This is a genomic window from Micromonospora sicca (assembly GCF_003172935.1).
In the GTDB taxonomy this organism is placed as follows: domain Bacteria; phylum Actinomycetota; class Actinomycetes; order Mycobacteriales; family Micromonosporaceae; genus Micromonospora; species Micromonospora sicca.
Genome location: NZ_QGKS01000253.1, coordinates 36834 through 57221, shown reverse-complemented (window position 1 = coordinate 57221; position 20388 = coordinate 36834). Strand labels below are relative to the sequence as shown.

General features: G+C 70.3%; 15 protein-coding genes, 1 pseudogene and 1 riboswitch. Of the genes and pseudogenes, 10 read left to right on the top strand and 6 right to left on the bottom strand.

What is annotated here, in order from left to right:
• The first annotated feature begins 671 nt into the window (after window positions 1-671).
• From DKT69_RS18930 to DKT69_RS18915, 3 genes are all read left to right on the top strand, one after another.
• Window positions 672-2171, top strand: coding sequence for an RNA-guided endonuclease InsQ/TnpB family protein (locus DKT69_RS18930; RefSeq protein WP_109802856.1), 1500 nt, complete (start codon window positions 672-674; stop codon window positions 2169-2171).
• Window positions 2172-2249: 78 nt separating this feature from the next.
• The gene (locus tag DKT69_RS18925) at window positions 2250-3605 is read left to right on the top strand and encodes a YncE family protein (protein WP_146231131.1); all 1356 of its coding nucleotides are present in this window, start codon (window positions 2250-2252) and stop codon (window positions 3603-3605) included.
• Window positions 3602-4417, top strand: a complete 816-nt coding sequence (locus tag DKT69_RS18915) for a hypothetical protein (RefSeq protein ID WP_161557884.1) — start codon at window positions 3602-3604, stop codon at window positions 4415-4417. The genes DKT69_RS18925 and DKT69_RS18915 overlap by 4 nt, the downstream gene beginning before the upstream one ends.
• A gap of 75 nt (window positions 4418-4492) precedes the next feature.
• Here DKT69_RS18915 and DKT69_RS18910 read toward each other — a convergent pair whose 3' ends face one another.
• Window positions 4493-4705, bottom strand: a complete 213-nt coding sequence (locus tag DKT69_RS18910; protein ID WP_109802853.1) for a hypothetical protein — start codon at window positions 4703-4705, stop codon at window positions 4493-4495.
• Window positions 4706-4763: 58 nt separating this feature from the next.
• Window positions 4764-5690 carry an NAD-dependent epimerase/dehydratase family protein gene (locus DKT69_RS18905; protein ID WP_109802852.1) on the bottom strand — a complete coding sequence of 309 codons (927 nt, stop codon included), beginning with the start codon at window positions 5688-5690 and terminating at the stop codon, window positions 4764-4766.
• A 356-nt stretch (window positions 5691-6046) separates the two neighbouring features.
• Here DKT69_RS18905 and DKT69_RS18900 point away from each other — a divergent pair, with 356 nt between their 5' ends.
• Both DKT69_RS18900 and DKT69_RS18895 read left to right on the top strand, forming a co-directional pair.
• Window positions 6047-6961 (top strand): DMT family transporter, encoded by a 915-nt coding sequence (locus tag DKT69_RS18900; protein WP_109802851.1) that lies wholly within the window; start codon window positions 6047-6049, stop codon window positions 6959-6961.
• Window positions 6962-7375: 414 nt separating this feature from the next.
• A pseudogene (locus DKT69_RS18895) lies at window positions 7376-8697 on the top strand (AAA family ATPase).
• Window positions 8698-8704: 7 nt separating this feature from the next.
• Here the strand turns inward: DKT69_RS18895 and DKT69_RS18890 are convergent.
• Together DKT69_RS18890 and DKT69_RS18885 are read right to left on the bottom strand one after the other, a co-directional pair.
• On the bottom strand, window positions 8705-9283 hold the full coding sequence (locus DKT69_RS18890; protein ID WP_146231130.1) for a hypothetical protein: 579 nt from the start codon (window positions 9281-9283) through the stop codon (window positions 8705-8707).
• Window positions 9284-9322: 39 nt separating this feature from the next.
• Window positions 9323-12466, bottom strand: coding sequence for an NACHT domain-containing protein (locus tag DKT69_RS18885; protein ID WP_109802849.1), 3144 nt, complete (start codon window positions 12464-12466; stop codon window positions 9323-9325).
• Window positions 12467-13003: 537 nt separating this feature from the next.
• Here DKT69_RS18885 and DKT69_RS18880 point away from each other — a divergent pair.
• The 5 genes from DKT69_RS18880 (at window position 13004) to DKT69_RS18860 (ending at window position 17764) form a co-directional block, all read left to right on the top strand.
• Window positions 13004-14605, top strand: a complete 1602-nt coding sequence (locus DKT69_RS18880) for a DHA2 family efflux MFS transporter permease subunit (protein ID WP_109802848.1) — start codon at window positions 13004-13006, stop codon at window positions 14603-14605.
• 305 nt (window positions 14606-14910) lie between these two features.
• On the top strand, window positions 14911-15216 hold the full coding sequence (locus DKT69_RS18875) for a hypothetical protein (RefSeq protein WP_109802847.1): 306 nt from the start codon (window positions 14911-14913) through the stop codon (window positions 15214-15216).
• Window positions 15213-15917: a VanZ family protein gene (locus tag DKT69_RS18870; RefSeq protein WP_109802846.1), complete on the top strand. Its 705-nt coding sequence runs from the start codon at window positions 15213-15215 to the stop codon at window positions 15915-15917. Before DKT69_RS18875 ends, DKT69_RS18870 begins: the two co-directional genes overlap by 4 nt.
• Window positions 15918-15975: 58 nt before the next feature.
• Complete coding sequence (locus DKT69_RS18865; protein WP_109802845.1) at window positions 15976-16692, top strand: response regulator transcription factor; 717 nt, start codon at window positions 15976-15978, stop codon at window positions 16690-16692.
• Window positions 16685-17764 carry a sensor histidine kinase gene (locus DKT69_RS18860; RefSeq protein WP_109802844.1) on the top strand — a complete coding sequence of 360 codons (1080 nt, stop codon included), beginning with the start codon at window positions 16685-16687 and terminating at the stop codon, window positions 17762-17764. Before DKT69_RS18865 ends, DKT69_RS18860 begins: the two co-directional genes overlap by 8 nt.
• Window positions 17765-17955: 191 nt before the next feature.
• On the opposite strand, the gene DKT69_RS18855 is transcribed toward DKT69_RS18860, so the two are convergent.
• Both DKT69_RS18855 and DKT69_RS18850 read right to left on the bottom strand, forming a co-directional pair.
• Entirely contained in the window at window positions 17956-19044 is a 1089-nt protein-coding gene (locus DKT69_RS18855) for a C40 family peptidase (protein WP_236648033.1), read from the bottom strand.
• Between the two features lie 49 nt (window positions 19045-19093).
• Window positions 19094-19244: riboswitch (cyclic di-AMP (ydaO/yuaA leader) on the bottom strand.
• 303 nt (window positions 19245-19547) lie between these two features.
• A complete protein-coding gene (locus DKT69_RS18850) occupies window positions 19548-20312 on the bottom strand; it encodes an SDR family oxidoreductase (RefSeq protein ID WP_109802842.1) in 765 nt (254 codons plus the stop codon).
• Window positions 20313-20388: the final 76 nt, after the last annotated feature.

Here is a 20388-nt window from a genome sequence, read left to right as displayed (position 1 = left end):
GCAAGGCGGAACCCCTTGTGCGTGCACAGGTCGGCCAGTGCCTCACTGGGTTTGAGCCAACGAACAATCCAGGCTGCGAACAAGGGCAGGCAGCCGGGCAGCAGGTGCCGCCGCAACCCGTACTGCAGGCTGAGGTCAACGGGCGGGCATGGGGACAGACGGCCAGGCCGAGCCACAAGCGGTCAGGACTCTTGCCACCGGCAGCGCTCAACAAGCGCCGCAGTGGCGCGGCTCAACTCGCCGACGACTGATCCTTCACGTGGGACCTCCCATCTCTCGACGTCCTCCGCAACGCCAGCGCGGGCAACAGCAGCCACCCCGTCCTGAGAATGCCTGCGCGCCCCTTTGTGGCCGGCCGCACCAGCCGGCGATGCGAGAACGTATATCGAGTACGCCCCGGGAACACCCGCAGAGTCAACCCCGATTTCCGTGCAGCTCAGTCACCGAACCTTGGCGCCAGTCCGGTGGAGTGCTATCCGCCAGGGCATCCGCCGCCAGACTGGCGATAGGGGCCCGGTCCTTTCGCCAGAGCACGTCATCGCGCTGCTTCCAAACCCGGCGGCCTGAAACAAGCGCTGAACGCTCTCGCCATGTTCTACGGCGAGCGCATCACCGGAAACTGAGAAGGCCGACCACCGCCTCACACACAAAGATCCGGACAGGCCCAGGCCGTGTTTCAAAAGTGTCGTAGGTGGCGGGCATGCTGTGGGGTTGTGGGGAGGTTTACGGCGTTCCGGTTCACGGTTGACCCGTCACCGTCGCAGGTGGTGGTGTTGGCGCGTCATGCGGGGGCGTCTCGGTTCGCGTTCAACCAGTGCCTGGCTCTGGTGAAGGAAGCCCTGGATGCGAAACGTCGGGACGGGTCGGTGGTGGTGCCGTGGTCGGGTTTTGACCTGATCAACGCGTTCAACTCGTGGAAGACCTCGGCGCAGGCGGGTCGCCGGTTCGTGGTCGACCGGTCCGGCTCGACGGAGATGGTCGCGACGGGGTTGTCGTGGCGGACGCAGGTGTGTCAGCAGGTGTGTGAGGAAGCCGCCGTCGACCTGGGTCGTGGCCTGAGCGCCTGGACGGACTCCCGGGGAGGGAAACGGCCGGGCCGCCGGGTGGGGTTCCCGACATTCAAACGCAAGAGCCGCTCCCGTGCGTCGTTCCGGATCCGCTGCACAACGAAGGCGGGTCGGGCGAGCATCCGGGTGGGGGATCCGACGGCGGGACCTCGCAGTGTCTGTCTGCCGAAGATCGGGATCCTGAGGGTACGGGAGGACACCCGCCGGCTGCGGCGGATGATCCGCACCGGCCGAGCCGGCATCCGGTATGCCACCGTCTCCTGCCGGGCCGGCCGATGGACCGTCACCGTGACGGTGGAGGCGGCGGACCTGCACCCCGCCCACCGGCACTCACCCCGGCCCGACGCCGACGGCAGTGGTTGGGTAGGCGTCGACCGCGGCCTCGCCGCCCTCGTCGTGGCCGCCGACACCACCGGCCGACAGGTACTGCGCGTCGATGATCCGCCACGCCCGCTGCGGACCGCCCTGCCGAGGCTACGGCGTCTGTCCCGCCAGGTCAGTCGTCGACAGCCAGGCTCCCGCAATCGGGCTGAGGCTGCCGCCCGGCTGGGCCGGGCCCACCTGCGTGTGGCGAATGTGCGTCGCCACTTTCTGCACACGGTCGCCAACCGGCTGGTCAAGACCCACGACCGGCTGGCTCTGGAAGACCTGCACACCGCCGGTCTGCTGCGTAACCGGCGTCTGGCCGCCGCCATCTCTGATGCGGGTTGGGCTGACCTGGCCCGCATCATCGGCTACAAACAACGCTGGCGCGGCGGGCAAGCCACCCCGGCACCACGGTGGTATCCGTCCACCAGGATGTGCAGTGCCTGCCGCACCACCGGCCCCGCCCTACCCCTCTCGGTGCGCGTCTTCGGCTGCGACGAGTGCGGGCATACGGCCGACCGGGACGTCAACGCGGCGGTCAACCTCGCCGTCTGGGCCGAGCAACAACATGTCCAGACCCGGGACCCCGAAGCACGAGGCCCGGTCACCAACGCCCCCCGAGAGGCCGGCTCTGGCCAGCGCCCACGCGCCGGCGAAACCAGCCTCGACGACGGAGGAACCCCACCGCCACGAACACCCGTGACGGCAGGGACGCCCGAGAAGGGCGGTGTCTCATGACCCAACCGACTATTGAGACACGCTGTAGGGTCTCGTCTGGCCGTCGGTACGGCGGCTGGCGGACACGGGGAGGTGTCAATGCGGCGTCGTCAACTGCTGGCGTCCGGGATGTTCACGGCGATCGGGCTCAGCACCGCGGACCTACTGACAGCAGCACCGGCCGCCGCCGAGACGGCCCCGCTGAAAAGCGTCGGCGTTCAGCTGCCGGTAAACGACCTGCGGGCGATCGAACTCGACGAGGCGCGCGGCCGCCTCTACGTCGCCCAGGGGGTCGGCGGCGGGCTGCCGCTGGTGGTGACCGACCTCGACGGCCGGCTGCTGAACCGGGTCACGGCCGTCGCCGACATCTCCGACCTCGTCCTCAGCGACGACGGGCGCATCCTGTACGCGGCGCTAGGCTTCAACCGGATCATCGCGCTGGACGCCAACACGCTCACCATCATCGCGAGCTACCCCGCGCCCCCCGGCGCCCACTTGTACACCGTCGAACCGACCGGCGGGAAGGTCGTCGGCGGGTTCATCGACGCCGGGATCGGCTCCGGCGGTCTGCTGATCTGGTCCGCGCCCGGCACCCCGCCGGTGGTCTACACCGGGGGCCCCAACTACCACCCGATCATCGACGCCAGCCCCGGCGCGCCCGGCCTCCTCGTCGCCGGCGACACCGGATACTCGCCGGTCACCACGTATGTCATCGACGTGTCCGGTGACAGTCCGACGATCGTGGCCCGGCGGGACAACACCGGCAGCAACCTCATCGACTACGCCGTGAGTCCGGACGGCACCGAAGTGGTGGAGACGGTCGGCTACCCGTACGAGCATCACTCGTACCGGCTGCCGGATCTCGCCGACGCCACCGTCTATCCCAGCGGGGTCTATCCGCAGGACGCCGCCTGGTCCGGGGACGGCGCAACCGTCGCCATCGGCCGCGCCTCGACCGCCTCCGGTGACGCCGATGTCTACCTCTACGCCAAGGGCAGCACGGTCCCGACGTACGCCGTCGACTTCCGCAGCGGCGACAGCCTCTGGGAGGGCACGCTCCTGGTCAACCGGGATGGCACCCGGGCCTGGGCGGTCAGCTCGACCGACCCCTACCAGGAAACTCAGCTGCTGCACTCCTTCGGACCGGCGCACCCGCCGGCGCCGCCGGTTACCGACCTGGCCGTCACCGCCCAGGTCGGGACCGGCAAGGAGAAGGGCACCGCGCAGCTCACCGTGACCTGGAGCTCGCCGATCGGCGACGACAACTACTGGTGGATCACCGCGTCGACCAACGGCGGGGCCGAGCGGGAGTTCTGGCGCGGCAAGCTGGACGCCAGCGGCAGGTACACCCTCACCTACTCGCTGCCACGCGGCACCACCACCTTGACGGTCCGGTACCGCGACTACTACCAGTTCTACCCGGACGGCTACGCAACCGCGGTGCTGCAGCGGTGAGCGGACCGATCCGGCGCCGCTGTCCGCTCGTCGGCCGCGGCGCACTGACGCTGCTGCTGCTCGCCACCGGCCTTGCGGGCTGCGCCCGACCCGGTGCCGCCGGCGCCGGCGCCGCCTGGGCCACCCCGGCGCCCACCGCCGCAGCGACGGCGAGTGCCGCTGCGGCGACGACGAGTGCGGCCGTGACACCAACGCCGAGCAACGGGTCCGCGAGCGCCTCCCCCACGCCGAAACCGCGCCCACCGGCGGCAGCGCAGGGCGGCTCGGCCGCCGCCCCGCCGCCGGCCCCGGCCGCCAGGGCCACTCCGGCCCCGGAGTTCCCCCGCGGCTACACCCTGCTGTCGCAGACCTGCACCCTCCGGGCCGGCCAACAGGTGTACGTCTCGCCCAGCGGCAAAACGAAGGGAAATCTCCGCTTCTGCACTCAACGGCTGCGCAAGAACGACACGGGCGGCTACTACCTCAACCCGTACGTCTTCGTCGAGCCGTTCTTCCTCGACGGCGGCCGATGGCTCCCGGACTCGCGTGAGCCGCTGAGCCTGACCATCACCTGTCGGGTCATCCACGCCGGCGAACAGGACTACTCCCTCACTGCCACCTCGCCGAGCGGGAACGGTCCCGGGCACACCGCGTCCTGCGGTCGGCTGGTGCCGCACGCGGTCACCGCGACGACGGGCAGCGACGCCTACACGATCCGATTCACCGGATACACCTCGGGCGGTCACTACGGCGTGCTCGCCTTCGACACCGAGGTGCACTTCCCGGGCGCCGGCAAGCCGACTCCGGAGCAGCAGGTGACCGTACCCCGCTGACGGGTCCCGGCCAGGGGCATGTCACGTCGTCACGGGATGGCGAAGAAGCCGAGAAACCGGAAGGCCAGCCACGGCTTACGTCCCCATGCCCGCAGCTTCCCGCGCGATCAACGGCCACTGGCCGCTCAGGCCCGCCCTCAACAGGAAGAACGACACCGGGTCGACCGAGATGGTGCAGTCGACCCGCCCCGGCGCCGTGTCGCTGACCGTGGCCACCCCGTCGGTGAAGAACACCCAGAACCGGGAAACGCCGCGCAGCCGTAGCTCGTAGCAGGCGCTCTGGGCCATGACCGCGAATCTTGACCGATCCCGAACCTCCTGTCCAGGGCGCCCTGACAACGGGCGTTCAGCGGCTCGCCTGCGCCACCAGCGGGATGCCCTCGCGGTAGGTCGGCACCGCCGGAGCCCAGCCCAACTCGCGCTTGGCCTTGGCGTTGGAGACGCGCATCGACGTGGTCATCATCGCGTGGACGTACGGGATGGGCCGCAGCATCCAGCTCGGGACCCGCCACGGCCGGCGCGCCCCGAACTCGGCGGCGAGGGTGTCCAGGTAGTCCCCCCAGCGCACCGGCTCGTCGTCGACGATGTTGTACGCCTGTCCGGCGCGCCCCTTCTCCAAGGCGGCCACGGTCGCGGCGGCGGCGTCCTCCAGGTAGATGAAGTTGGCGAAGCCGCCGGACGAGGGCACCGGCAACCGGCGCTTGCGCAGCAGGTTGACGATCATGCTGGTCATGCTGTCCTGCCCGTAGAAGAATCCGTAGCGCAGCGCGATGCCCTCCATCTCGTCGGCGGAGAACACCTGCTCCTCGGTGGAGCGGATGGCCGCGACGGCCTCTCCGAGCTTGCCGCTCACGGGTTCGGCGAACGGGTCGTCCTCGGTGATCACGTGCGGGCCGTGGTCGTGGTAGCCGTACCCGAGCACGATCGACTGGGTGAGGAAGCGGTGGGCGCCGACCGCCCGGGCGGTCGCGAGGAGGTTGGCGGTTCCGGTGGTACGCAGGCTGTTCGTGCCCTGAAGCGCCGCCCGCATGTTCGTGGTGCCCAACGCGGTCAACTGGTGCATGACCGCGTCGGCCCGCACGCCCCGTACGGCGGCGAGCAGGTTCTCGCGGTCCAGCACGTCGGCCACCACGGCCTCGGCGCCGGCGCTGCGCAGCCGCTCGGCGTTGAACTGGCTGCGGCTGATGCCGACGACCTGGTGGCCGGCGGCGACGAGTTGGTGGGTGAGGGGCGTACCGATGGCGCCCGAGGCGCCGGCGAGCAGAACTCTCATGGCTTCGGTCCCTTCCTGCAGGTCTCACCCTTGTGGACGGGGTACTGGTCGGACGTGTGATGACCCGGCGGTGTGTCGTCTCGCACAGCCGGCGGCATCGGTAGAAGTGTCGCACCGGTTCGGGGACCTGAGAATGCGTCGGCTCGCGAAACGGGTTCGTGCCGTCCGGCGGCCGTGAATAGGATCGGAACATGGCCCGGACCTTCGACATCATCAGCCCGCCGCGCTCCTGAGCGGGGCGCCTCTGCTCATCGTGTCCAGCCGGTATCGGCTGGACGCGCGGTCCGTGCAGCGCTGAGTCCGGTACGCCCCGCTTCCGCGACCCCCATTCCTCTCGTCGCAGGAGCGATTTCCTCATGCTTGTCTCCGAACAACCGGTGGCTGCCGCCCGACGCCCCGTCACCGGCCTGTGGTCGCTTGTCCTCGCCGGCGTGCTGTGGGGCACCGGTGGCCCCACCGGCAGCCTCCTTGCCCACGAAACGGGGCTGTCACCGCTGGCTGTGGCCGCCTACCGGCTCGCCGCCGGCGGCATACTCGTCTTGATCTGGCTCTGTCTGACCCGGCAGCCGCTGCCACGCGGGCGGCACGCCTGGGCCCGGCTGGTCGTGAACGGACTGCTCGCCGCTGTTTTCCAGGCCTGCTTCTTCGCCGCGGTGTCAGTGACCAACGTCAGCCTCGCCACCCTGCTCACCATCGGCGCCTCACCAGCCCTGGTCCTGTCCGCTGAACGGATCACCAGACGGCGGCGGGTCGGCGCGTCGATGCTCGCCACGGTGGCGCTAGCCGTCAGCGGTCTGGCCCTGCTCGTCGGTACGCCGGCCGGCGGTATCACCACCAAGGATGCGCTCACCGGAGCCGGACTCGCGTTGCTCTCGGCAGCCGGCTTCGCCACCATCACCTTCATCGGCACCCGGCCCGTCGCCGGCCTCGACGATCTCACCGGGACCGGCGTGAGCTTCGCGATCGGCGCGGCCGTGCTCGCCCCTGCGGCCACGGTGACATCCGGCATGGATTTCGTCCCGACCCCGGCGGCCGTGGGACTGCTGCTCCTACTGGGCATCGCACCCACCGCGATGGCGTACGCCCTCTACTTCCGGGGCCTGCGCACCACCCCGGCCAGTACGGCAGCGCTGATCGCGCTCCTGGAACCACTCGTCGCCACACTCCTGGCCACGCTGTTCCTCGGCGATCGCCTCAGCTCGACCGGGGTCGTCGGCGCCGGGCTGATCACCACCGCCATCGTGCTGAACACCCGCAGCACCCACCACTGACAGGAGGGGTCCGGCCAGGACCAACAGGACCCCGAGAAGTCGTCAACTGCGGCGGCTGCACGGGCGTAGGGCCGGTGCCGTGGTAAGGACGGGGCGTCGATACCGGTACGTCGGCCCGGCGACGTGCAGGCGTCGGTCGCCGACGCTCCCGCGGGCGCGCCCATCCGAGCATCGGCCGATCTCGACACCTTCCTGGCGGCCGCAGATCCGCGCGACCGTGACGAGCGTGCACCTACGTCATCGACCCCGACGGTACGTTGCGGCTCGCGGCCCAGCCGTCGACCGACCAGCGTTCGCGCTGACGACCGAGCCGTCGGCGCGGCGAAGACCGCGAACGAGGCCGGGCCCGGCGACCGGACGGCCGAGCGGGCGGCCAGGTAGGGTCCCACAGGCACGTTCGGGGAGGTGGCGTCGATGCTCGCGGGGTTACAGGTGCCGCCCGCGGTCGAGGCGGAGCGGGTCATCACCGCCGTCCTGGCCGACCTGCGCTCCGGCGACCACCGCGGCGTGGTGGTCGACTCCCCGCCGGGAGCCGGCAAGTCGACCCTCGTGGTCCGCGCCGCCGTCGAGCTGGCCGCCGCCGGCGAACCGCTGATCATCATCGCGCAGACCAACGAGCAGGTCGACGACCTCATCGACCGCCTCGCCCGCAAGGCCCCCGACCTGCGGATCGGCCGGCTCTCCGCCGCCGACCACCGGCCCTCCGACCGGGTCAAGGACCACGAGACGGTCAAGGTCGCCGCCAAGGTCGCCGACCTCGGCGCGCCAGCGGTCACCATCGGTACGGCCGCCAATTGGGCCACGGTCCCCGAGGGCTCCTGGCCGTGGGCGATCGTCGACGAGGCGTACCAGATGCGGTCGGATGCCCTGCTGCGCGTGGCCGCCAGGTTCGAGCGGGCCCTGTTCGTGGGCGACCCCGGCCAGCTCGATCCCTTCTCGGCGGTCGAGACCGTGCGCTGGACGGGCCTGAGCTGGGACCCGATGCAGTCGGCGGTGGCCACCCTGCGGCGGCACAACCCGGAGCTCCCGGTTCACCGGCTGCCGGTGTCGTGGCGGCTGCCCGCCACCGCGGCGCCGGTCGTGGCGGCGGCCTTCTACCCGTTCACCGGGTTCCGGGCCGGCACCGGGCTCGCCAACCGGGCGCTGACCTTCACCGAGCCCGCCCCGGGCGACGCGCTCGACGCTGTGCCGAACTCGCCGCCGCCACCGGTTGGGCGCTGCACGAGCTGCCGGCCCGGCACACCCTGCGTACCGATGGGGAGGCGGCGTCGGCCTGCGCGCAGCTGGCGCTGCGGGTGCTGCGGCGGGGAGCCGTCGCGGTGTCGGAGCAGGCGCCGGGCGCCGCGCCGGTGACGGCGGACCGGATCGCCATCGGCGCGGCGCACCGCGACCAGGCGGCGGCGATCCGGGCCCGGCTCGGCGCGGCCGGCGCGGGCATCACCGTCGACACCGCCAACCGGCTCCAGGGCCGCGAGTACGACGTGACGATCGTGCCGCACCCGCTGCCGGGGCGGCGGGACGCGACCGCGTTCCACCTGGAGTCGGGGCGGCTCTGCGTCCTCACCTCCCGACACCGCCACGCGTGCATCCAGGTGGCGCGGGCGGGGATCGCCGAACTGCTCGACGCGCACCCGTCTACCGAGCCCGTGCACCTCGACGTGCCGGTGAAGTTCCCGGACGGCTGGGCCGCCAACCAGACGATGGTCGCCCACCTCGCCTCGCACCGCGCCTGCTGACTGTGGATCAGGAGGCCCCGATTCGCTGAAGCCGGCGATTCCACCACGCCGGGCGGGTCTGCGCCTGTCTGCGCAATCGCCGATGCTCCCAGTGCTGGAACGCGATGAGTCCCGGCACGAGTCCGAGCATGGCCAGCGGGAGGTACAAGCGGGCGGTGCGGTTCTCCCGGAGGAGGGCGAGCAGCCCCGTTGCTCCCGAGAAGTAGAGGATCGGGTTGTAGAAGGGCATCAGCTCGAGGCCCAGCCCTTCGCAATCCCTCAACCAGGGCAGACCTGTTCTGGTGCGACGAGTTGGCCAGCCGAGCAGATGGGCCGATATCGCGGCGATCCCGAAGCCGTTCGCCGCTGCTAGGATCTTGTCAGCGGACTCGTCGCGAGCACTCGCAGCCAGGACACCGCCGGTGACGAGGGTCCAGAAACCGGCAGCGCCGTAAGGCCCGATCACCGAGGCGAGCGGCATACCGACGCCGGCCCCCAGCTCGAATACCACGTGTCCCGCGAGGCTGACCACGGTCAGCCGGGTCAGCGATCGGCGTTCTGCGGGCTGCCCGGCGGCCCCCGATCTCGTCAGCCACGGTGCCGTCATAACGTGCCCGACTCTAGGTGGTCTACGGCGTCAAGTAGGTCACTTCCGCCAGGCGGGGGCCATCCGCTCGGACATCTCCCGCCAGAACGTCCGCAGGTCCTCCCGATTGACCGCCTGCCAGTCCGCCCGCCCCGGCGACCGCAGCCACCGCCCGACGAGATCGACCTGGTGGGCGCAGAACGCCTCGTCCATCTGGTACGGCAACTCGTCCCCCTTCGGCGGCAGCGGGCACAGCCGGAACGGGCAGTCGTCGATGCAGGTGGCCCCCGGTTGCACGTCGTGGGCCTGGCGGCGGCTCAGGGTGACCCGCATGGCGCTGCGGTCGATGGTGAGGCACGGCGGCAGCTCAGCCCGGCTGGCCCGGCTGAGCCGCCGCGCCCGCTGGTCGTTGTCCCGTCCCCGGTCGGCGAGGTTGAGCAGCAGCATCACGTCGGCCAGCAGCCGTTGGGCCTGCGGTTCCAGGACGGCCCAGCCGTGCGAGGGCGGCAGCCAGGATTTCTGGAGCCGGCGGATGCCCGGCTGGGGGCTGACGGACCCGATCCGCCCGACGATCTCCCGCTCGTCCAGCCAGCAGTGCCGCTCGGGATGGCGGTCGATGAGCGCCTCCACGCACAGCTCCGCGACCTCGAGGACGAGCGGGTGGGCCGTGCCGCTGCCGGGTTGCGGGGCGCGGTTTCCGCCCCCGGCGATGGAGGTCCAGAAGCCGACGAGCCCGCGCGGGTCCGAACCGTGGCCCCGCTCGCGCAGCGTCTCGCCGGGATCCTGGGGCAGGGCGAGCAGGGTGAGCGCCTGGACGAGCACCAGGTGGGAGTACCAGAACCGGGAATGTCGCAGCGCCTTCTCGGCTTCCTCGATCAGCACGCTGCGGTGCGCCGGGTACGTCCGGCAGTTGGCCGCCAGCCGGAACCCCTGCGCCAGGGTGAGTTCGTAGACGCGGGCCCCCTCGCGGAAGTCGGTGGCCAGGCGGTCGACCCAGCGCCGCAGGGTCTCCCGGGCCACGCCCTGCCAGTCCGGTTCGCCGGGGGCGGGTGCGGCGTCGGCGAAGAGGAAGAGCGACGGCGCGATCCAGGTCCGCAGCTCCTCCAGGCGCTCCCGGCCCTGCGTGTTGGCCGCCTGCGGCGGCTGGTCGAGCAGGTCGCGCAGCGCGCGGACGGCCGCGTTGCCGCCGCTGGCGATCTGGCGGGCCGCGGTTAGTCGGGGCAGGTACGACGACTCGTCCGCCATCATCTGGAACAGCTGCCGGTACTGCGGCGTGGGTTGCTGTCCCCGCAGCCCGGTGGGTTCCGGGGGTCGGTCCCGCAGCTGCCGCGCGGCGTCGCCGTACCGGTGCACAAGGGCGATCTTGGCGTCCTCGAGGGGGCGGTCGGTGACCGAGCCGTCGCCCTGGTACTGCGGCCAGGCCTCGCGGATGGCGTCGGCCAGTTTCCGGTGACTCGTGTGTCCGGTGGCGGCGTCCATCTCCAGCGCGACCGCGAACATCTCCAGGGCGCGGGTGCGGTTGGGCGTGCGGGTCGCCGCGTCACAGAGTCGGCGTACGAGAGCGGTCGACCGGCTCCGGGTGGCCTTGGCGTCCCAGGCGCCCGCGGACCGTCCCACCGCCTGCCGGACTGTCTCACGGAGGCGGAGCAGACTTCCGTGCGGCGACGGTGGCTTCCGTCGCCCGTCCAGCCGTTCGAACGCGCCCGCGCTGCGGGTGTAGAGGGTGAGGGCGGAGAGCAGCTCCCGGCCGGGGCCGTGGTTGCGGGTGAAGGCCCGCTCCAGGAAGTCGCCGTCGCGCAGGGCGGCGGCGAGGTAGCGGGAGCCGAGGTACGCCTGGATCACCCCATGCTGGAAGCGGACCCCGTCCTGCCGCTTCACCACGATGTTCAGCGCGTCCCCGGTGGTCTCGGCGAGTCCGAGGTCCTGCGGGTTGTCGGCGCTGAGCTTGTGCAGCCGGGCCCGCAGTTCGGCCAGGATCCACTGGCGGCCCGCGTCCCCGCTGCCGTCGGCGCCGGTGAGTTCGCTGGTACGCACCGACAGCCGGTTGTCGCGCAGTCCGATGCAGGCGAGCGCGGAAAGTACCTCGATCGCGTCGGACCGCTCGGTCTGCGGCATGCCGTAGTCCTCGTAGAGGTCCCCGGCGACGATGGCGGCCCACCACTCCTCCAGCAGACACCAGCGCAGCGCGGATCTGCCCCGGTCCGTCGGCGCGACCCGGTCCAGGCGGTCCACCTCGTGGAGCTGGCTGATGACCCGCAGGTAGAACGGTGAGTCGGCGACGTCGGCGGCGGTGACCAGCCCGGTGATCCGGTCCCACTGGTGACCGGCGTCCGTGCGGCGGCTGCGGGCCTGCACGTACTCCAACGCGGCCCCCTGGGAGAGCGGCTCCAGTTGCAGCAGCAGGGCGTCCAGCCCGCGCAGCGGATCGTCCGGCCGCGACGCGACCACCAGGGGGAGCCGCTCGCGGACCGCGCCCCGGACGGCCTCGCGGAGCACGCTGTCCCGGTCGGCGGGCTGGGCGGAGTCGGCGAGAACCTCCTCCAGGCCGTCGGCGAGCACCACGATGCGGTTTTCCAGCCAGAGCCGCCGCCACACCTTGTCGGCCTCGCCGGCGGAGTGCAACTGGGTGTCGATGGTGCGGGTGAACTGGTCGAGGGCGAGCTGGTGGAAGTTCAGCTTCTCCGGGTCCGTGACGGTGCGCAGGTCGATCCCGATCGGTACCACGTCGGTGGCCATCAGCATCTCCGCGAGCCGGACCAGCGTGGCGGTCTTGCCGGTGCCGATGCCGCCCACCAGCAGCAGCGGGCGCCTTGTGGGCTCGTTCCGGAGCCGCTGGATCATCAGTTCGCACAGTTCGTCCCGGCCGACGACGTAGCTGGCGCTGGTGTCGCGTTCGGCGGTGGGTAGCACCATCCGGAGGTTGCGCACGGCGTTGCGGTCGTACCAGCGACGGACCGGCACGTACCGCCAGAACAGGAAGACCGCGAGCCCCAAGGCCAGGATCAGCGGGCCCTTGACGAAGCCTTCCACCTGCCCGCAGTAGTACGACCGGGGCGGTTGCCCCGCGCACCACTTCGACATCGGCAGGACAGCGGGCTCGGTGTTGAGGACCGTCAGGACCAGGGAGAAGACGGTCCACACCACGAGCACCCCGGCGGTGCCGACGATCGCCCAGCGCAGCCCGCGGTGATGCCGCCAGCTCATCCGAGGTCAGGCCGCTCGTCCGTCCGCCGGCGGCGGCTTCGCTCGGCCTGGCGTTCCCGTCGGGTCCGCCACCTGCGCCGGCGCTGGCGTAACCACAGCTGGGCCGCCCAGACCGGACCACGTCTCGGCCCGCGCATGGACACCCCCATGATCGACATGGCCGGCAACCGGGCGGAGGTGCCGTACCTCCTCGCCAACGCCCACGCTAGTGCCCGCTCCTGCAGGTCAGTGCCCGCTTCCGGCATTCTCGCGGCGGTGCGGCGGCCACGGGCGGGCTCAGCCGCCGTGGAGCCCCGGACGGCGCTGTGCCGAGAACAACAGCGGACGTCAGGTGGCCAGAGGATTGCCGGTAGCCACCAGGCCGTAATCGTCCTCACAAGTCGAGGCGCTGGGAGCTAATCCAAGGGCGGAGTGTCGGTGGCGGCGGCTAATCTGCCTGCGAGCGTCACTTCTCCGCACGTCGCGCCTGCCCATCGGCCGGCGCCGCGCCGCCACCACCGCTCACCCGTTCGGTCAGATCCGACTTCAGGAGACTTCGTGACACAGCAAGCTGTCGCGGCACCGCAGCCTGTCCCGACATCGGACAAGCTCGACGCCGCGGTTCTCAAGGTGGCCGGCGTCGTCGTGCTCGGTGCGATCATGTCGATCCTCGACGTGACGGTGGTCAGCGTCGCGCTGCCGACGTTCCAGAGCGAGTTCGACGCGTCCTACGCCCGCGTCGCATGGACGATGACCGGCTACACGCTCGCGCTGGCCACGGTGATCCCGCTCAGCGGGTGGGCCGCCGACCGGTTCGGCACCAAACGCCTCTACATGGTCGCCCTGGCGCTGTTCACGATCGGGTCCGTGCTGTGCGCCACCGCCGACACCATCGGGGAGTTGATCGCGTACCGCGTGCTGCAGGGCCTCGGCGGCGGCATGCTCATGCCGATCGGCATGACGATCATGACCCGGGCGGCGGGGCCGCACCGGATCGGCCGGTTGATGGCCGTCCTCGGCATCCCGATGCTGCTCGGCCCGATCGGCGGCCCGATCCTCGGCGGCTGGCTGATCGACGTGGCGAGCTGGCACTGGATCTTCCTGATCAACCTGCCGATCGGCGCCATCGCGCTGATCTACGCGCAGCTGGCCCTGCCGAAGGACAGCCCCCAGCCGTCGGAGTCGTTCGACTTCCTCGGCATGCTGATGCTTTCGCCGGGGCTCGCCCTGTTCCTCTACGGCGTCTCCTCGCTGCCCGAGGCCGGCACGTTCGCCGATACCGAGGTGTGGGTCCCCATGCTGATCGGCGCCGCGCTGGTGGTGGCGTTCGTCCTCTACTCCTTCAAGCCGCGGCACCCGCTGCTCGACCTGCGGTTGTTCCGCAACCGCAGCCTGACCATCGCGGCGGTGACCATGTTCGTCTTCATCATCGCGTTCATGGGGGCCGGCCTGCTGTTCCCGAGCTACTTCCTGCAGGTGCGCGGCGAGTCGACGCTGGCCGCCGGCCTGCTGATGGCGCCACAGGGCATCGGCGCGATGATCACCATGCCGATCGCCGGGACGCTGGCCGACCGGGTGCCCATCGGCCGTACGGTGCCGTTCGCGCTGGCGCTCATCGTCCTCGGGTTCTTCGCCTTCACCCAGGTCGACCCGAACACCTCGTACGTGCTGCTCTGCGGCTCGCTGTTCGTGATGGGTCTGGGCATGGGCGGCACGATGATGCCGATCATGACGTCCGCGCTGAAGACCCTGCACGCGCAGGAGGTCGCCCGCGGCTCCACGCTGGTGAACATCCTCCAGCAGATCGGCGGCTCCGTCGGCGCCGCGGTGATGTCGGTGATCCTCACCAACGAGCTGAACGGCTCCCAGCCGATCCCCGGTGTGACCGACCCGAGCGGCAAGCCGATTACCGAGGCTGGGCTGGCCATCGCCGCCCAGCAGCGGCCGGAACTGACCCAGCAGTTCCCGGTCGACCCGTCGCTCATCGAGCGCGGGCTCGACTTCGCCGCCAGCTCCTTCGGCACGACGTTCTGGGTGGCGTTCGCGCTGGTGCTGCTGACGTTCATCCCGGCCGCGTTCCTGCCCCGCCGGCGTGAGCGGTCGCACCTGCTCGACGACCAGCCGGGGGAGCAGGGGAAGACGCCCGTCGTCGTCCACTGAGTTGACCGTCGGGGCCGTCGGGTACGTCCCGGCGGTCCCGCTTCGGGCGGAGGAGCGCACCGCACACGAACGGTGTGCGCCGAGACCCACGTCGGCGCTACCGTCACCTGACTACGGCGGAAGCGTCAGCGGTGTCCGGTGGCTCGTGTAGGTTCTCACACCCGATGTCGCGGGTGGGGTGTACTTGGCAGCGCCATCATGTCGGTTTCTCAGGTTGCTGTCGGCGCTGCTTCGTCAAGATCATGGCGCTTTCCGCGGCGGGTTGTTGAGCGGCGTGGACGGGACGGAAGTCCGCCGATGCCGGGGTGTGCGAGGCCGAACGGCACCCGAAGTCGGTTCGCGACGAGCTGCTGGTGCGCTGCCGGACGGAGCGGATCGAGCCGCCGGTGGCCGGGCGGATCGACCGGATCGTGCGCTCCGCGTTGCACCGGGTCGAGCAAGCGCTGACCGTCCGGGTCGTGGACCGGTTGCCCGTCGATGTCGACAGCCGGCTGCGGGCTCTGGTCGCGGCAGAGGTGCCGGGCGACGACGCCGGGGATTCCGTGTATCGCGGACTTATCCAAAATCGCATACGCCACCGCAACGGCCCTCCGTTTCCAATGGGAACATGAACCACAGCGCATCCCTGTCAGCACCGCCTCGCCGCACGCGCAGGATCGTGCTTGTCAGCTTGGCGATCCTGGGCGTGGCGAGCGTGGCGTTCGCCGTGCGGCGGCCGCTCATGATGTCCGCTCCGAGGTGCATGGCCGGGCGGTGGCACGGCTGCTTCGATACGTTCAACGGTGTGCTGCTCATGATGCTGGTCGCGGTGCCGTTGGCCGCTCTGGTGGTATGGGCTCTGGCGCGCCGTCGGCGTGCCGCTGGCGTCACATCGGCGTGGCGGATGTCGCTGGCCGAGGTGGGCATGGTCCACGGGACGGTGCCGTTCGTATGGATGACCATGATGCCGGGCCTTGGGGCCGGCATCGTCCCCGGCCGGGTGAGTCTGGTCCCGCTGCGGGACCTGGTCACGATGGGGCCGGTCGGGATCGTCGGCAACCTGCTGATCTTCGCGGCGCTGGGGTTCTTCGCTCCGATGCGGTTCGCGGCGCTGGCGTCCGTGCCGCGGATCCTGGCGTTCGGGGCAGGCTGTTCGGTCCTGGTCGAAACCGCACAGTACGTCCTGCGGCTGGACCGGGTGTCCTCCGTGGATGACGTACTGGTCAACGCCGCCGGCGCCGTGCTGGCCGCGCTGGCGTCGCGCCACTGGTGGCGCACTACGGCGGAGGTGCCGTCGGACCAGCCTCGCCCCGCGCCGGCATCGGGAGGCTGAGGCGCGTGTCCGGTATGCACCCGTCGGCGATAGTTTGTGCTGACAATAGGCTTCAGGCATGCGCGTACTGATCGTGGAGGACGAGCCCTACCTGGCCGAAGCGGTCCGTGACGGTCTGCGGCTGGAGGCGATTGCCGCCGACATCGCCGGCGACGGCGACTCCGCCCTGGAACTGCTCAGCGTCAACTCCTACGACCTCGCGGTCCTCGACCGCGACATCCCCGGCCCCTCCGGCGACGAGGTCGCCCGGCGCATCGTCGCCTCCGGCAGCGGCATCCCGATCCTCATGCTCACCGCTGCCGACCGGATCGACGACAAGGCTTCCGGGTTCGAGCTCGGCGCCGACGACTACCTCACCAAACCGTTCGAGCTGCGGGAGCTCGTCCTGCGGCTGAGGGCGCTCGACCGCAGACGCGGGTACGCCCGGCCCCCGGTCCGCGTGATCGCGGACCTGCGGCTCGACCCCTTCCGTCGGGAGGTCTTCCGCGACGGACGCTACGTCGCGCTCACCCGCAAACAGTTCGCCGTGCTGGAAGTCCTCGTCGCCGCCGAGGGCGGGGTCGTCAGCGCCGAGGAGCTGCTGGAACGGGCCTGGGACGAGAACGCCAACCCCCTCACCAACGCCGTGCGCATCACCGTCTCCGCACTGCGCAAACGGCTCGGCGAACCATGGATCATCGCCACCGTTCCCGGCGTCGGCTACCGGATCGACACCGGTATGAACACCATCGCCCCTGACAGGGACACCACCGCCCCCGGCAGTACGCATGCATAGACGCCCAGGGCTCAGCGCCCGACTGAAACTCACCCTCAGCTACGCCGGGTTCCTCGCCGTCGCCGGCGCCCTCCTGCTGGCCGTGGTGTGGGGGTTCCTGCTGCGCTACGTACCCGACACCTCCCAGGGCCTTCTCGGGATCTCGCCCAACCGCTACCTCCTTGTGCACACCTTCGCCCCCGCCGCGGCCGTAGCGATGGTCTTCCTGCTCATGTTCGGGCTCGTCGGGGGATGGACCCTCGCCGGCCGGATGCTCGCACCACTCACACAGATTACGGATGCGGCACGGATGGCCGGGAGGGGGTCGCTGTCCCACCGGATCCGTATGAAGGGCCGCCAGGACGAATTCCGTGAACTCTCCGACGCGTTCGACTCGATGCTCGAACAACTCGAGTCCCACGTCGCCGAGAAGCAGAGGTTCGCCGCGAACGCCTCCCACGAACTGCGCACCCCGCTGGCGATCTCGCGGACGCTCCTGGACGTCGCCCGCCAGGACCCCACGCGAGTCCGGGGCGAACTCATCGAACGCCTGCACGTCGTCAACAAGCGGGCGATCGACCTCACCGAGGCCCTCCTGCTGCTCAGCCGCGGCGACCGCGGAAACTTCACCCGCGAGAGCGTCGACCTCTCCCTCATCGCCGAAGAAGCCGCCGAAACGCTGCTTCCCCTCGCCGAACAGCGCCGGATCACGCTGGACGTCACCGGCGGGGCGGCTCAGACCAGCGGCTCCGCCGAAATTCTGTCGCGGATGGTGACGAACCTCGTCCAGAACGCCATCGTCCACAACCTCCCCGCCGACGGCACCGTGACGGTCCACACCGAGGCGCACGGCGACACGAGCGTGCTGCAGGTCGAGAACACGGGTCGTCGGCTCCCACCAGAACTGATACCGACCCTCACCGAACCCTTCCAGCGCGGAACGGAACGCGTACACACCGACGAACACGCCGGCGTCGGCCTCGGCCTGGCCATCGTGCACAGCATCGTCCGCGCCCACGACGGGACCCTCGACCTCGTCCCCAGCCCCGTCGGCGGTCTCCTCGTCACGGTCCGGCTGCCCGGCACGCCGTAGGCATCGTCCCCGAGCGGGGCCCCGTTCAGCCTGGCGCCGTTCTTGGCGATCAGGCCGGGCGCCAGCATCGACCTCCAGAGTGACGCCCCGGAGCCGGAGCACCGCCAGCGGGCTCGTTGCCCACATCCGCGGCGGCATGATCTTGAGAAAGCGTCATCGAGGTTGAGAACCTACAGCTCGGGACCGGACGGTCAGCCGGGGCGGCGAGCACCGCTGTACGGCATATCCGCCAGCTGGGCCATTCGGACCACGTCCCCGGTATGCGGGGCGTGGACGATCAGTCCGTTGCCGACGTAGATGCCCACGTGATGGTGATCGGAGTAGAAGAAGACGAGGTCACCCGTGCGAAGGTTTGCTCTGCTCACCGCCACACCTGCGGTCCATTGAGAACCTGTGTAATGGGTCAGCTGCACCCCGGCGGAGGCCCACGCGTACTGGGTCAGGCCGGAGCAGTCGAACGAGTCGGGACCGTCGGCCGCCCACACGTACGGCTCGCCGATCTGATTGCACGCGGTTTTCGCCGCGACGCCGCCGCTTCCCGTGATGGGGACGGCGGGACACTTCCCACCGATGAACAGCGAACTGGTCGACGTGATGGGTGAGCTGCTGCTCGCGGTGGCGGCTGTCTGCGCGGCGGCTGCGGCTCTGGCCGCCGCGGCGTCCGCGGCCGCCTTGGCCGTTGCGGTCGCCTCCGCGGCGGCGACCTGTCTGTGTAGCGCATCCAGCCGCTTGATCTCGGCGTCGATGGCCTTCTTGCGAGCCGCCAGCTGGGCCTGCTGGCGCTGCTGTATCGCGATCAGCGCGTCAACCTTCTCCTTGTCGGCGTCGTAGCTCGCCTGCTGGGCCGACAGCCGGGTGATCTGTCGCTGCTCCGAATTTGCCACCTGATTCACGAGCGCGAGCTGATCCCCCAACGCGATCGGCGGCGAGCCGCGGGACAGCAGGGCGTTGAATGTGGAAAGCGATTTTTCCTGCTTGTAGTACCCCGTCACAATCTCCTGGACCCGGGTCCTGCTGATCTCCACCGACTTGCCGAGCGGCTCGATCCTCCGGCTCAGTTCGGCCGACCTCCGCTGGTCCACGGCCAGTTCCGACCGGACCTTGTTGTACTGCTCGATGACGGGTTCGAGCTTTTGCCACGCCGCATCGATCTGCTGCTGCACATCGGCGGCCGACGGTGCGGCGTGGGCGGGGGCCGCTGGCCCGACGGCCACCATGGCCGCCGCCGCGACGGCGAGGATTCTGGTGAACAGACGCGATCCGGCGGGCCGGGTGCGCACGGGTGGCAACGGCTTCGGCTCCTTCCACTCGAGGCCGACGCACCCCACGTGCACCGACCTCGACCGCCTGCCGGGTTAGCTGACGGGTTCGGGCGTGGAAGGCGCCCTACCGCTGATGCGGATTCACCCCGAAACCTGCGGTGGTTCCCCGGCTCGCCTGGCGACGCCAGTGACGTCCAGCGACTCGGCGGTGGCCGTCCCGGGGCACTCCAGGTGGAGACCGACATCCGGAACGGACGCTGACCAACATTAGTGAGGACGGCCCGGAGAAATCAACGAGCCGGTGACGCCAATTCCCTGCGCTGTCAAGCGGGCACATTGGGTGCCGGAATTGTGCGTACGTAAGACTCCGCTAATCGGATTCTTAATCTTTCCTAATCTTGGCCTTCAACCTGCGCGCTATTTTTCTTCGGCAACCCTCAGGTGACGCTTGACCGTTTCCCGACGTCATGGCGGCTCCATGGTCCCGTAAGCGAGCCACCCGCCGCCGGGGCCGGCCGAGACTACTTCCCGTGGGGGTCGGACGCGTTGAGCGTCGCGACGACCTGGTCGTAGTCGCCGCGCGCCTCGCCGTAGCGGAGGAACTTCACCCGCTCGACCTGGATCTCCTTCGCGTCGGGCTGCGACTCGAGCAGCGCGACGACCTCCGCCACGAACTCGTCCAGCGGCACCCCGAACTCGCTGGTCTCCTGCCCGGGCAGCAGCGCGGTGCGGACGGCCGGCGGTTCGAGCTCCACGATCTTCACGGTCGTGTCCGCGAGCTGCAGCCGGATCGACTCGCTGAGCATGTGGATCGCGGCCTTCGACGCGTTGTAGCTCGGGGTGACCTTGAGCGGCGCGAACGCCAGGCCCGAGGAGACGGTGATGATGGTGGCGTCCGGCTGCGCCTGCAGGTGCTCGATGAACGCGGCGATCAGGCGGATCGGGCCGAGCACGTTGGTCGTCAGCACCGCCTCGGCCGAGGCGAGGAACGTTTCCGGCTTGCGCCAGTCCTCGATACGCATGATGCCGGCCATCGTGACCAGGACGTTGAGGTCCGGGTGCTTCGCCAGCACCTCCTTCGCGGCGGCCTCGATGCTCGCGGCGCTCGTCGTGTCGATCGCCACGGTGTCGATGTCGGAGTGGTCCGCGGCGATCTGCTCGAGCAGGTCGGTGCGCCGACCGCCGACGATGACCGTGTTGCCCTTGGCCCGCAGCTCGAGCGCCAGGGCGAGACCGATCCCGCTCGTGGAGCCGGGGATGAAGATGGTGTTTCCGGAGATGTTCATGCACCGAGCTTCGGCCGTCGTCCCTGGTTCGGGGCAGAGACCGGTCATCGGGGGATCCGCAATCCCTGGTTCGCGC